Origin of the sequence: Selenomonas sputigena ATCC 35185 (assembly GCF_000208405.1) — a bacterium.
Classification (GTDB): domain Bacteria; phylum Bacillota; class Negativicutes; order Selenomonadales; family Selenomonadaceae; genus Selenomonas; species Selenomonas sputigena.
This window is the reverse complement of sequence record NC_015437.1, coordinates 1,131,755-1,144,683: the sequence shown is the minus strand read 5'-3', so window position 1 is coordinate 1,144,683 and position 12,929 is coordinate 1,131,755. Positions and strand designations below refer to the sequence as shown.

12 protein-coding genes and 1 tRNA gene are annotated in these 12,929 nt (G+C 56.6%); 1 reads left to right on the top strand and 12 read right to left on the bottom strand.

Annotated elements, in window-relative coordinates; all coding sequences use genetic code 11:
* Positions 1-14: 14 nt before the first annotated feature.
* The 11 genes from purN to SELSP_RS05100 all read right to left on the bottom strand — a co-directional run bounded on the left by purN (position 15) and on the right by SELSP_RS05100 (position 11,374).
* Positions 15-626, bottom strand: coding sequence for a phosphoribosylglycinamide formyltransferase (gene purN, locus SELSP_RS05150; protein WP_006190837.1), 612 nt, complete (start codon positions 624-626; stop codon positions 15-17).
* A complete protein-coding gene (gene purM / locus SELSP_RS05145; RefSeq protein ID WP_006190838.1) occupies positions 619-1,671 on the bottom strand; it encodes a phosphoribosylformylglycinamidine cyclo-ligase in 1,053 nt (350 codons plus the stop codon). Before purM ends, purN begins: the two co-directional genes overlap by 8 nt.
* 91 nt (positions 1,672-1,762) lie before the next feature.
* Positions 1,763-2,476 carry a phosphoribosylaminoimidazolesuccinocarboxamide synthase gene (purC, locus tag SELSP_RS05140; RefSeq protein ID WP_006190840.1) on the bottom strand — a complete coding sequence of 238 codons (714 nt, stop codon included), beginning with the start codon at positions 2,474-2,476 and terminating at the stop codon, positions 1,763-1,765.
* 24 nt (positions 2,477-2,500) lie between these two features.
* Positions 2,501-2,992, bottom strand: coding sequence for a 5-(carboxyamino)imidazole ribonucleotide mutase (gene purE / locus SELSP_RS05135; protein WP_006190842.1), 492 nt, complete (start codon positions 2,990-2,992; stop codon positions 2,501-2,503).
* A gap of 56 nt (positions 2,993-3,048) precedes the next feature.
* Positions 3,049-4,203 (bottom strand): toxic anion resistance protein, encoded by a 1,155-nt coding sequence (locus SELSP_RS05130; protein WP_006190844.1) that lies wholly within the window; start codon positions 4,201-4,203, stop codon positions 3,049-3,051.
* Between the two features lie 26 nt (positions 4,204-4,229).
* Positions 4,230-5,213, bottom strand: coding sequence for a 5-bromo-4-chloroindolyl phosphate hydrolysis family protein (locus SELSP_RS05125; protein WP_006190846.1), 984 nt, complete (start codon positions 5,211-5,213; stop codon positions 4,230-4,232).
* A 251-nt stretch (positions 5,214-5,464) separates the two neighbouring features.
* A complete protein-coding gene (locus SELSP_RS05120) occupies positions 5,465-6,751 on the bottom strand; it encodes a glycosyltransferase (protein WP_013740755.1) in 1,287 nt (428 codons plus the stop codon).
* Between the two features lie 167 nt (positions 6,752-6,918).
* Entirely contained in the window at positions 6,919-9,315 is a 2,397-nt protein-coding gene (locus tag SELSP_RS05115) for a DNA internalization-related competence protein ComEC/Rec2 (protein ID WP_006190851.1), read from the bottom strand.
* A gap of 65 nt (positions 9,316-9,380) precedes the next feature.
* Entirely contained in the window at positions 9,381-9,977 is a 597-nt protein-coding gene (locus SELSP_RS05110) for a ComEA family DNA-binding protein (protein ID WP_006190852.1), read from the bottom strand.
* A 163-nt stretch (positions 9,978-10,140) separates the two neighbouring features.
* On the bottom strand, positions 10,141-10,590 hold the full coding sequence (locus SELSP_RS05105; RefSeq protein WP_013740754.1) for a hypothetical protein: 450 nt from the start codon (positions 10,588-10,590) through the stop codon (positions 10,141-10,143).
* A gap of 217 nt (positions 10,591-10,807) precedes the next feature.
* Positions 10,808-11,374, bottom strand: coding sequence for a helix-turn-helix domain-containing protein (locus SELSP_RS05100; RefSeq protein WP_013740753.1), 567 nt, complete (start codon positions 11,372-11,374; stop codon positions 10,808-10,810).
* Between the two features lie 127 nt (positions 11,375-11,501).
* On the opposite strand from SELSP_RS05100, the gene SELSP_RS05095 reads away from it, so the two are divergent.
* Positions 11,502-11,586 (top strand) — tRNA-Leu (locus tag SELSP_RS05095).
* A gap of 71 nt (positions 11,587-11,657) precedes the next feature.
* Here the strand turns inward: SELSP_RS05095 and SELSP_RS05090 are convergent.
* Complete coding sequence (locus tag SELSP_RS05090) at positions 11,658-12,914, bottom strand: aminopeptidase (protein WP_006190857.1); 1,257 nt, start codon at positions 12,912-12,914, stop codon at positions 11,658-11,660.
* Positions 12,915-12,929: the final 15 nt, after the last annotated feature.

Sequence of the window (12,929 nt, the reverse complement as noted above, 5' to 3'; positions counted from 1 at the left end):
AACCAACAACTGTCTTATTTCAAAATCGTCACATGGCGGCCTTCCACCTTGAGCCGCCCATCCACATAGAGCGCGATGGCGCGCGGATAGAGGATATGTTCCTGCTCCAGCACCCGCGCGGCGAGCGTATCTTCCGTATCGTCATCCATGACGGGCACAGCCGCCTGCAGGATGATTGGCCCTGAATCCATGCCCTCGTCGACGAAGTGAATCGTGCAGCCCGAGACCTTGACGCCGTAAGCGAGCACGTCGCGATGGGCGTGCGCCCCGCCAAACGACGGCAGAAGCGACGGATGGATGTTCAGGATGCGCCCGCAGAACTTGCGCACGAAGTACGGACTCAAGATGCGCATGAAACCCGCGAGCACAACGAGCGTCACGCCTGCCTCTTCGAGCGCCGCAACGAGCTTTTCCTCGAACTCCTCGCGCGTCGCACACGCTTTGCGATCGACACAATGATGCGCGATGCCTGCCTGTGCCGCGCGTTCCAAGGCCTTCGCCTCGGGTTTGTCCGTCAAGACGACGGCGATCTCAGCACGAATCTCTCCCTGCTTCTGCGCCTTGATGATGGATTCGAGGTTCGTGCCGCGCCCCGAGCACAGAATGCCGAGAACTTCCTTACGCATCGAGAACCCCGCCTTTGATCGTCACATCGTGCGCACCCTTCTTGACGCAGCCGATCTCGTAGACCTCCTCGCCCGCTGACGCAAGGTGTGCGCGAATCTTCGCAGCCTCCTCGGGCGCGGCGATGATGACCATGCCGACGCCCATGTTGAACGTGCGGTACATCTCATGTCCATCGACATTGCCCCACTCTTGCAGCAGGCGGAAGATCGGCGGCGTCTGCCAGGCGGAAGCATCGACCTCCGCCGCAAGATGCTCGGGCAGGGCGCGCGGGATATTTTCGTAAAAGCCGCCGCCCGTGATGTGCACCATGCCATGAATGTCGAACTTTTCGATGAGCGGCAGGCACGCGCGCGGATAGAGCCGTGTCGGCGTCAGAAGCTCCTCGCCGAGCGTCTTTTGAAACTCAGGGAAGGTTTCAGCCCCCGTGAAGCCCTTGTGCTCGAAGCAAATCTTGCGCACGAGCGAGAAGCCGTTCGAGTGAACGCCCGAGGACGGCAGCGCGAGCAGCACGTCGCCCTCCTGGACGCGCTCGCTCGTGATGATCTTCGACTTCTCGACGACGCCGACGGCAAAGCCCGCGATGTCGTACTCGCCATCTGCATAAAAGCCTGCCATCTCCGCCGTCTCGCCGCCGATGAGCGCACATCCCGACTCCTTGCAGGCGGCGGCAACGCCCTTGACGACAGCGGCCACCTGCTCGGGGACGAGCTTGCCGACGGCGAGGTAGTCGAGAAAGAAGAGCGGTTCTGCACCCTGCACGAGGATGTCGTTGACGCACATGGCGACGGCGTCCTGCCCCACGGTATCGTGCTTGTCGAGCATGAAGGCAAGCCGCAGCTTCGTGCCCACGCCGTCCGTGCCTGAGACGAGCACCGGCTCCTTGTACTTCGCTGCCTGCAGCGCAAAGAGGCCGCCGAAGCCGCCGAGGTCGCCGAGCACTTCGGGGCGGTACGTCGCACGCACGCTGTCCTTGATGAGCTTTACAGATTCATTGCCCGCGTCGATATCGACGCCCGCATCGCGATAGGTAAGTTTCTTTTCCATTCTGCCTCCTCCAACACAATCGAAAACGAAAACTGTAAAGAAATACACAAACCCACCGCCATCCAACAGAATGGCGGCGGGCTGCGGGCTATTATCTCTCCTCGCCTGTCAGGCGGCGCAGAATCTCTTTGTAGGCGTCCTCCACGTTGCCGAGGTCACGGCGAAATCTGTCCTTATCGAGCTTCTCGTTCGTATCGCTGTCCCAGAAGCGGCAGTTGTCCGGCGAGATCTCGTCGGCAAGAATGATCGTACCGTTCTTGTCCCTGCCGAATTCCAGCTTGAAATCGACGAGCGTAATCTTCTTCGTCTTCAGATGCGCCATCATGATCTCGTTGACCTTCAAGGCCTGGCGCTCAATCTCACGAATCTCCTCATCCGTCGCCATCGCCATCGCCTTGACATGGTAGTGGTTGATCATCGGATCGCCGAGTTCATCGCTCTTGTAGTAAAGTTCCACGATGGGAATCGCCATCTTCGTGCCTTCTTCAAGGCCGAGGCGCTCGGCAAGGCTGCCCGCCGCAATATTGCGCACGACGACCTCAAGAGGAATGATCTCAAGCTTCTTGACGATCATCTCACGGTCGCTCGGCATGCTGATGCAGTGATGGTCGATGCCGTTCTTCTTCAGGAGGTCAAAGAAAAAAGCCGTGATCTTGTTGTTCATGACGCCCTTGTCGACGATCGTGCCCTTCTTCGCGCCGTTGCCTGCCGTCGCATCGTCCTTGTAATAGACGAGCAATTCGTCGGGATTTTCCATCTCGTACATGATTTTTGCTTTGCCTTCGTACAGAACCTTCTTGCTCATGATCTTTTGTCCTCCGTTACGTTCTCACTGGTTGACTTGGGATGCGACGCGCGCCGCCTTCTTTGCCACGCCTTCCCTGAGCTTCTCGCGATACCCTTCGAGCTGCTTTGCAACAGCGGCATCGCCTGCACCGAAGATTTCGAGGGCGAAGACCGCCGCATTCTTCGCGCCGTTGACCGCCATCGTCGCGACGGGGATGCCCGACGGCATCTGCACCGTGCTCAAGAGCGCGTCGAGCCCGTTCAAAGGCGTCGCGTTGATCGGCACGCCGATGACGGGAAGCGTCGTGTAGCTCGCGATGACGCCCGCCAAGTGCGCTGCCGCGCCCGCCGCTGCAATGATGACGCCGACGCCGTTTTCACGCGCGTTTTCGGCATACTCATGCACCTTCGCAGGCGTGCGGTGCGCCGACGCCACGATGACGTCGACCTCGACGCCGAATTCCTTGAGAAGCTCCACCGCTGGCTTCATGATCGGCCAATCTGAGTCACTGCCCATAAAAAGAGCTGCTTTCATGAAAGTTCCATCTCCTTTTCTCTTTAGTGTATGATAGCAGATGAAAGGAAACGCTGTCAACCGCTTCGCCCGTCGAGCGTGCTTTCGAGTGCCTTCTTGAGTCTGCCTTCCAACTCGACAAGCTCGGCTTCCGCCGCGCGCCTTTTCGCCCTGCCTTCCTGCTGGATTTTCAGCGTTTCCTCGATCGTCGTCACGAGGTCGTCGTTCACCTTGCGCACCGTTTCGATGTCCACGATGCTGCGCTCGTTCTCCTTCGCCGTCTCGATCGTGCCGATCTTGAGCATTTCCGCATTCTTCTTCAAAAGGTCGTTCGTCATCTCATTGACCGAATGCTGCATCTCAAGAACCTTCTTCTGGTTCGCAAGACCGAGCGCTATGACCATCTGATTCTTCCACAGCGGAATCGAGTTGTAGATTGCACTCTGCACACGGTCGATGAGAACCTTGTCGTTGTTCTGTATGAGTCGGATCTGCGGTGCCGTCTGGATGGAGATCGTCTTGCTGATCTTGAGGTCATGCACCTTCTTCTCGAAGCGCTCGACGGAACTCTCAAAATCGCTGACGACCTGCGCCGCCATCGGATCGCTCGAAGCGGCGGCCTGCGCACGCAGCTTGGGCAGCGTGACTTCACGCATCTCCTGCATCTTCTCCTCGCCCGCGCGAATGTAAAGTTCCAGCGTCTTGAAGTACTCAAGATTCTTCGCAAAGAGAGTATCGAGCATCGTGACATCCTTCATCATGAGCATGCGCGCCTTCTGCAGCGATGTCTTGACCTTCTCGACCTGCACGGAAACCTTCTCGTAGCCCTGCATCATCGTCTCCGCCTTGCCGACGAGGGAGCTGACGAGCGGCAGCTTCTTCAAAAAGCCGCCGTCCGATGACTTCGGCTCGAAGCTCTTGACATTCGTCAGAAGCTCGCCCAGAAGCTCGCCGACATAACCGCTGTCCTTCGCACGCACGTTGCAAAGAATGCTGTCCGAAAAGTCGGCGATGTTCTTCTGCGCCGCCGTGCCGAAGTCGATGATCGCCGCCGAGTCCGTGAGGTCAAGCCCCTCCTTGATCTTCTCCACCTCGGCACGCTCCGCAGGCGTCAGTTCCTCAACCGCCTGCGCAATGCGCTCAAGCTCCTTTTCAGGCGCAAGTTCCAGCGCCTTTTCCTGCGGCTGCTGTGCACGCTTGCTCAAGAGATCTTCCAGATTGATTTCCGCCATTTCTCCCTCTCCTTTATCTGCTCTGCCTAATCCTCATCACAGTAATCGAAGTAAAAATCATCGACGGGCATGAAGAGCCAACGCACGCCCTCGATGAAGCCGACGAAGATCGGCAGTCCCGTCCAGAGGAACAGGATGTAGCCAACGCCCTGAAAATTCTTGCCCAGAAAAAACTTGTGCGCACCGAAGCCGCCGAGGAATATGCCGAGCAGCGACGCCTTGATCTTGCGCCGCACGACTTGCCAGTAAAGCTCCTGCGGTATGGCGCTCGTCCCTCGCGCGAGACTCGAAACCTTCTGCAGGAAGATCGGCGTCGCGTTCGTCGCCTTCATCGGATGCTGCGCGCCTGGCCTTACGAAGGGCTGCTCCGTCGCTTCGGGCACGGCGCACGCTTCCCCCATCGCCTGCCCCTTCATCGAGTGCTGCAGCACCTCGATCTCAGCGTTGAGATCCATGAGCTGATAGTTGATGACGCGCTTGAACTCCTCCTCATACGTCGTGCGCAGGGAAGAAAGCATCTCCTTGACACGCCGCTTCGCCTGCACCACCTCTTCGGAGGCGAGCTGCGTTTCCTCAAGCTCGACATACTGGCGCAGCATGACGGCCGCCTTCTCCTGATATATCTCGATGAAATCCTCCGCTGCCGCGATGCGTTCGGGATTGCGCTCCAGATAGCGCAGCATATTGCCCGCAACATGCTGCAGGGCGACAAGCTCCTGCGACATCTCGCGATCCTTCACCTTTTGCCGCAAATCCTGCAGAACATCGTAGTCGCCTGCCGCCTTGGCAAAACTCGCTTCCAGAAGCTCCGCTCGCGCATCGGGCAGCCCCTGCAGCTGCGCCCTCTTGAGCTTCAGCCTCTGCTTCCCGTCGCGCAGTCCCCTCGCCTGAAAAAGTGTAAAGCCACCGAGAAAAACCATCGCGCCGGCCTTCCACCACTCCCCCTCATAGCCGAGCCAAGCGCCGCCGCCCAAGGCAGCGATTGCGAAAATCAGCCACAGATAGCGCATACGCTCGTTCCCTCCTATGACAAATGCCGATCGCGAAAAAGAACCTCCTATGTGCTCCATTATATCATTGAAGCAAAATCATAGCTATAGAAATCGCGGATAAAATCAGCCACTCATCTTTACACATCCGCCCCTAATACTAACAATATATTAACATTATGTGGAGGGAAATTACAAATAAAAATAATTCCAGCAACTTTGGAACCGCTGGAATTATTCATCTTCATATCCCGAAACCGAGGCCTCAGACCCTACGCATTGCGTTCCAATACAAACACTTCTCCGTCCTTTTCTACGCGCCCCGTCATTCTTCCTCCTAGGGAAAGATGATCTCGCATCATTTCAAGCATCGCCTGTGGTTCTTCATAATTGCAAAGCGGCTCACCAAGAATAATATAATCATAGGTGCGCCCACGCAGAGTCTCGGAAAAATCGCGCTGCGACCGACAAAAAACTTCCTCATCACAAACCGTCTGCAGATCCTGCCAATATTTTGCATCTTGAACAAGCGCGGAAAGCTTCACAGGCTCAAACCCAACGCCCCGAAGCCCATTCTTGAAATGAAGTAAATCGGCACCACAGCGTATATCAATACCCAAAATGCGATGTTCCTTGCGTACAGGAACAAAGCTTAGGCACTTATCTCGAAGTTCCGCATCCAAGCGCGTATCATCCCAAGGATCGATTCCAAAATATTTACGTCGGAAAATCTCACGTCCCGTCTGTATATCCAACTGATAATCCTCGCCTGTCATCGTGCTTCCTTCTGCATGATAAACAAACGTATCACGACAAATCATCAAGCGATAGCCCAAACGGCGATAAGTAAAGGAAAGATCGTCGTCAGAAAAATTATAATAAAAAGCATGATCCAACTCGTACAACTTCCGCAGAGATGAACGAAGCAGCGACGTCGTAGGAATAACGCGCAGGCACTCCTCCCACTTTTTAGGATTACTAATATTATGGGCAGCCGCTACTTCCTGCATTTCTTCATAATTGGAAAATGGCAACGTAATCTTCTGATGATTGCTTGTATAGTTTGCAACAGGAACAACCATCCCAATGCGCGAATCCGATTCCATACAAGTAACGAGATTTTTAAGCCAATCTTTTGTGACAATAACATCCCCTGGAACGAATGAAACGTATCTCCCGCGAATAAATTCACCACCCGCCGAATTTTTCGCCGCAATATATCCAGCTAATGCTCCGCGATTTTCTCTCACATGAAAAATACGCTTCTTCTCATACGGAATACTACGAAAAAACTCTAAAGTCCCATCCGTCGACCCGTTATCGATAAGAATCAATTCATAATCAACATTCTGTGTATATTGAAGAAGCGCATGAATCGCCATCTTCGTCTGATCTTCCAAATGATTGTACGCCTGAAAACATACTGTCACCAATGGCGGATTTTTTCCCACACAAAAATTTGCTACAATTTCACGTCGGATAAAGGCATTCCTCTTGCGGATCTCAGAGCTTTCCCCTTCCGGCTGAACTTCAATGACTTCTCCATAATTAAAGCTCATATCTTCCTCCATATCCACCAAAATCTATTTTTTAGCGTGAAAATCCAAGAGCTCAAACTCGAAGGGCGCACTCCACTTCAAGGATGTAAACTCTCCGTGTACATTATAGCGTACACTATTGTGGTGTTCAATCTTTTCATGATGCGAATCATGTCCTTGCACCTATATCAGCGAAACGTTTCTATTCGCAGCGTCTTTCCGTCCGTCCTGCATACGACCGCACCATCCTCGTCGGTGCGGTAGATTTTTATGCCATTTTTCTGCAGACGCCCGATAACCTCCGGAGCGGGATGACCGAAGTTATTGTCCCGGCCGACGCTGATGACGGCGAAGCGCGGCTGTGCGGCAGCGAGGAAATCCTCCGTCGTCGAGGTTTTCGAGCCGTGGTGTGCGACCTTCAGGACGGTGCATTGAGGATTCTTCCCCTCCACGAGCATAGCCTTCTCCTGCTCCGCTACGAGATCACCCGTGAAGAGGAACGACGCCGCACCATAGCTCACGCGGATGACGTTCGAATACTCGTTTCCCGTAGCACCCTCCGCTGCACCGTCCTCCATCTGAGGCGCGTAGAGGATGTCGACCGCCACGCCGTCGAGATCAATGTGCTCACCCGCCTCCGCAGGAGCTAGATGCTGCATCTCAGGCGCATCGAGAGAGCAGCCGAGCACGCGTGCATACTCGCTGCGCGGCTCATGCGCCGTCAAAATCATGCCGACGGGAATATGGCGCACGATACCGCCCGCGCCGCCCGCATGATCCTCGTGCACATGCGTGAGGATGATATAGTCGAGCCTTCGCACGCCGTAATGCGAAAGATACGGCACATCGACGCGCAAACCGATATCATAACCGCCATCGCGCGTGCCGCCTGTATCGATCATCAAGGCTCTGCCGTGCGGCGTCACGACGAGAGCCGCATCGCCCTGTCCCACGTCGATGAAATGCACTGCCATCTCCTGTGGACGTGAAATCTGCCATAAGGCGACGGCTGCAGCAGCGAACAGAATTGCGGCAAAAATCACCTTGCGCCGTTCTCTGCACCAAGAGAAGACAGCTTCTCGCCGCTCCTCAGGCTGCACAAATACAGTAAGCACGGCGAAGTAGCCGAGCGCGAGCGGCGCGGAAAGCGTCGGCAAATACACCTCACCGCCGGGCATAACCGCCAAGAGCCGCGTGCACTCGTAGACAAGTCCCAAGAGCAGACTGTCCGCAAGAAAGACGATCTTTGCCAAAAACGGCAGCACGAAGGACGCGAGTCCCGCGAAAAGCCCCGCAACGATGACGAGTTCCACGACGGGCACGACGATGATGTTGGCGATGAGCGACGAAAGCGACAGTCGGTGGAAGTACCACGCGAGGAGCGGCAAGGTCGCGAGCTGCGCCCCGAGCGTGACGGCAAGGCTCAGCACGACGAAGCGCGGCAGAAAGCGCAAAGTCGAAAGGCGCTCGCAAAAAGGCGGCGCAAGGTAGAGAAGCCCAGCTGTCGCCGCGAACGATAGCTGGAAGCTGACATCGAACGCCAAAAGCGGCTCGAAGAAGAGCAGCGCCATGCCGACGAGAGCCAGAAGCCGCCGCGCATCGCTTTCGCGCTCCAAGGCGAGAGCGAAAAATGCGAGCAGTCCCATCGCGCCCGCACGAACAGCCGGAGGCACGCAGCCCGCGAGCACGCAGTACAGCACGACGACGACGGTGACGAAAACAGCCGTCACGACGGGACGCAGGCGAAGGAGTGCGCCGAGCCAAGCCATGACCGCCGCCAACAGCGTGATATGTGAGCCGGACACCGAAAGGATGTGCACGATGCCCGTCGCCGTGAACGCCTCGACAAGTTCGGGCTTTATGCCCTCGTAGCCGCCGAAGAGCATGGCGAAGATCGCCGCCGCATCTTCCTTGGGCATCACGCTCTCCATCGAAGCGCGGTATGCCGAGCGCACCCGCTCGCTCCAACGCAGCACGGGATATGCCTCCCCCGCCTCCCAATGAATCCCCGGCTTCTTCGCCGATAGACGCGCACGCACACCCTTGACCGCCGCCGCACGCTCCACATCAATGCGCCCGGGATTGCCGTAGCCATAGATGCCCTTGACCTTCCCCAAAGCCGTGATTTCCGCGCCAATCTCAGGCAAGTCGCCGACATTTTCGCGCATCTCCGAGACGTAGAGCGCTCCCGATGCCGCCTGCTTCTCGCCGGAGATGCGCACGCGCTTCACCTCCACTGTATAACGCACGAGCACACCTTGCGCCGTCCGCCGCACATGCGGCGCTTCGACGAGCACGCCCTCGACTGAAGTCTCACGCCCGAGCCAATGTGAAACATCATCAGCGGGCAGAGCCTCGCCCCAAGCGAAGCGCCACGCGCCGAAAAAAAGAAAGAGCAGCAAGAACGCCAGCCACGTCCTGCTGCTCTCACGCACGAGAAGAAAAAGCGACAAGAAGAAGAACCCCGCCATGCCGATGGCGAGAGCGCCAAGCGAGACATGCAGCAAATCCTCGCCATAGATGCCGAACAAAAGCACAAGGAAAAGCCCGTTGAGAAAAACAAGCTGCTGCTGTCCATACCGCATGGCAAACCCTGCCCCTCAGCTTCCTTATACGCATCACATTCCTCAAAGAAGCGCTATCGCTCTCTTCACAATGCAATCTTGTCCTTCATCTTCTCATACTTCGCATCACCAATGCCCTTGACGCGCTTGATCTCCTCGGGCGATTGGAACGCGCCGTTTTCCGTGCGGTACTCGATGATGCGCTTTGCCATAGCGGGACCGATACCCGGCAGCTTGTCCAGCTCCTTCTCGTCAGCCGTGTTGATGTTCACCATGCCTTCGGGCAAGGGCCTCGCCGCCCCCGCCTGTACGCCGCCCGCCGCGCCCTGCACCGCCATGCCTTGCGGAGATTTCTCGGGCACGGTGACCTGCATGCCGTCCTTGAGCTTCTGCGCGAGGTTCACGCCGTTCGTATCCGCCGTCGGCAGGAAGCCGCCGCAGGCATCGACCGCATCTTTCGCGCGTGCCCCCTCGGCGAGCTGCACAACGCCCGGATGATTGACCGCGCCCGCAACATAGACGACGATCTCGCTCTCTTTTACCAGCGCTTCCCCTTGAGGCGTCGTGCCCGCATCGAGCGTGACGGCTTCCTCTTGTCCATGAATCCCCGCATAGAACGCACCGCCCGCCGCAAGGGCAACGACGGCCAGGAGCACAAGCATCGACTTCTTGAACATCGGCATGGTTTCAGCCTCCTAAGCAGAACTGCACCTCTAGCAAGACGATTTCGCATTCATTCTTCCATATATGGAATATTCTATAAAGTTTTATATTTTTCCTGCCATTTTCAACAATAAATAAACGCGAGCATTCTCCGTGCCCGCGTTTTGACACCGTATTATCCCCTCACAAAGCAGGCTCAGGAGCAGCAGGCTTCAGCGACTCCAGCGTGTCCTCCAGGGATTCCCTGACTTGCTGCATGGCAGCCTTGATGTCTTGGACGTGCCTATCGACGCCGTCGTCCGCCGCTTCCCCTTGCTGCTCGGCTTCTTCCTTCAACTGCTCGATTAGTGCTTCTCCTTTCTTCGCCAAAGCGTCCTGTATCTCCTGCACAGACGACTTCACTTGGGCGTAGACGGCTTCGCGCTCTTCATCGTTTTCGCACTGCGCCATAGCAAGCGTCGCCTCGCGGCGCACCTTCGCGACGAGGATTTCCACGCCGTCCCGCTCAAACTCCTCGGCCTCATCATCTTCGTCGCAATCATTGTCCGTATCGTTGCTCATTACCGTTTCATAGAGCAGCGCTCCGGCAACGACGCCCGTTGCCACCAAGAAGCAATTTTTCCACCAGCTCATATTGACCATCCTTTCCATTTGCATCTAGCAATCATCGGCTTTAAGGAAGCACTGAATTTATCAGTGATTCTCTAGGCATATTATATGATAAGCTGCTGGAAGTATGGTCGCCTGACAGGCGACCATACGAAAAATTCTCCCCAAAAGAGCCGCACGGCTCTTTTGGGGAGAATTCGGCGCACGGCATCCGCGAAGCGTGCACCCGTGCATGCATCTTTCAATCCTTCATGCGACGGCGATTCGTCAGCGGCGAGAAGCCCCGCGCATAGAGTTGTTCATTGATGATATCGACATCATAAATCTTTTCCTCGATGAAGAACCGGACGAGCAGATCGCGCTTGCTGCTTTCGGAAAGTTTGAACCCCGCCCTGCCGATGAGATCTTCAGCCTCGGCAAGCGACAGATGCAGAACGATGGCGAAGGCGAGCGCCGTTTCCTTCGAGGGCTGATAATCCGCATGATTCTTAATCTTGGAAAAGTGCTGCTTCGTGATTCCCGCCTTGCCGTAGACATCCGCCGCCTTCGCACCGCTCTTCTTGATGAGCAGCATAAGCCTCTCGGCAAAGCTCTTTTCTGCCAGCTGCAGCACGGCATCGAGCAAGTTCTTCAGCGGGCGCCTGCCGGCAGACGAAGGCACATGCGAGAAACTGCGAGGCATGCTGCCGGGGGTTATAAGCCCCAAAAACCGCATCGCAGAAGGATCTCGCGGCTTCACATAATGCTTTTCGATATACCGCTCCACTTTTTTGAAAAGCGCTTCGTCCATCTTTCTCCCCTCATTCATACGCCTCATCCTTCCTCAAACCTGCACGCCCCTCCTGCGTTCCCTGTACCCGAAATATGTCATACATCTTCCATCGTTTGACAGTCCTCTGCCGTCATGCTAGAATAAGAACCGTCAAATATACAATGCGGACGTGGCGGAACTGGCAGACGCGCTGGACTTAGGATCCAGTGCCGCAAGGCATGGAGGTTCGAACCCTCTCGTCCGCACCAACGAGGATGAACAAAAGCCCGGAAAATCCGGGCTTTTTCTATTGATACGACGCACTTGAAGTCTGCCGTCCTCAAGCAAAGGCGAAATTTCCCTCGCGGAACACAGGGACGCGCGTGCCGTCCGCCTCGATTCCGTCGATGGCGAGATCTCTTGAGCCTACCATAAAGTCCTCGTGCACGAGCGAATCGTTGACGCCGCGCTGCAGAAGCTCGACGCTGGTCATCGTCTCGCCGCCCTCGATGCATGTCGGGTACGCCTTGCCGAAGGCAAGGTGGCACGCGGCATTTTCGTCGAAAAGCGTATTGAAGAAGAGCACGCCGCTCTTCGAGATCGGCGAATCGTAGGGCACGAGCGCGACTTCACCGAGATAGCTCGCACCTTCGTCGGTCGAAAAAAGTTCCTTGAGGATCTCTGCACCGCGCTCCGCCTTGTAGTCGACGACCTTGCCATCTTTGAAGGTCAGCGAAAATCCCTCGACAAGATTGCCGTTGACGTTCAGGGGGCGCATCGCTCTGACCGTGCCATTTACGCCGTCACGCTTGGGAAGCGTGTAGATTTCTTCCGTCGGCATGTTGGCGACGAAGGTCACGCCGTCCTGCGTCTTTTCCGCGCCACCCATCCATATATGCCCTTCGGGCAGTTCGATGAAGAGGTTCGTGCCGAAACCGTTCTTGTACTCCAAGCGCGAGAAAGCATGGTCGTTCATGAACTTCGCCGCACATGCCAAAAATTCGATGTGCTTCTGCCAGCGCGCTGCCGCATCCTCACCAGGCGCAAGGCGCACGGCATCGAAGATTGCCTGCCAGAGATTTTCAACGGCAGCATCAGGCGCATCCTCGGGAAAGACCTTCTTCGCCCAGCTTTCCGTCGGAATCGAGACGACGCACCAAGCGTTCTTGTTGCTCATCAAGCGTTGGCGGTATTCGAGGAGCGCCGCGCCCGCCGCCTGCTGCGCGAGCGTCAGCCTCTCCGGCTCGACGCCGCTGAAGATCTCCGGGTCGGAAGCATGAATCGTGACGAAGGCTGCCCCCTCTGCCGCACTGTCCTCGTAAAGGCGGCGACGCCATTCGGGAAACTCCGAAAAGACGCTCTTCTTCGCCTTGTCGTAGCGCAGACGCGCGAGCCGCTCGTCGTTCCACGCGACCGTCACATCGTGCGCACCCGCATCGTACGCCGCGCCCGCAACGCGGCGCGCGAAGTCGGCGCACGCGAGCGGCGCATTGATGACGAGCGGCTGATCCGCCTGCAAATTGACGCCCATGCGCACGATCAGCCGCGCATATTCTTCGAGAAGTTCCTCTCGGCTCTTTTCGTCCATGCCTTCCATGCCTTGCTTCCTTTC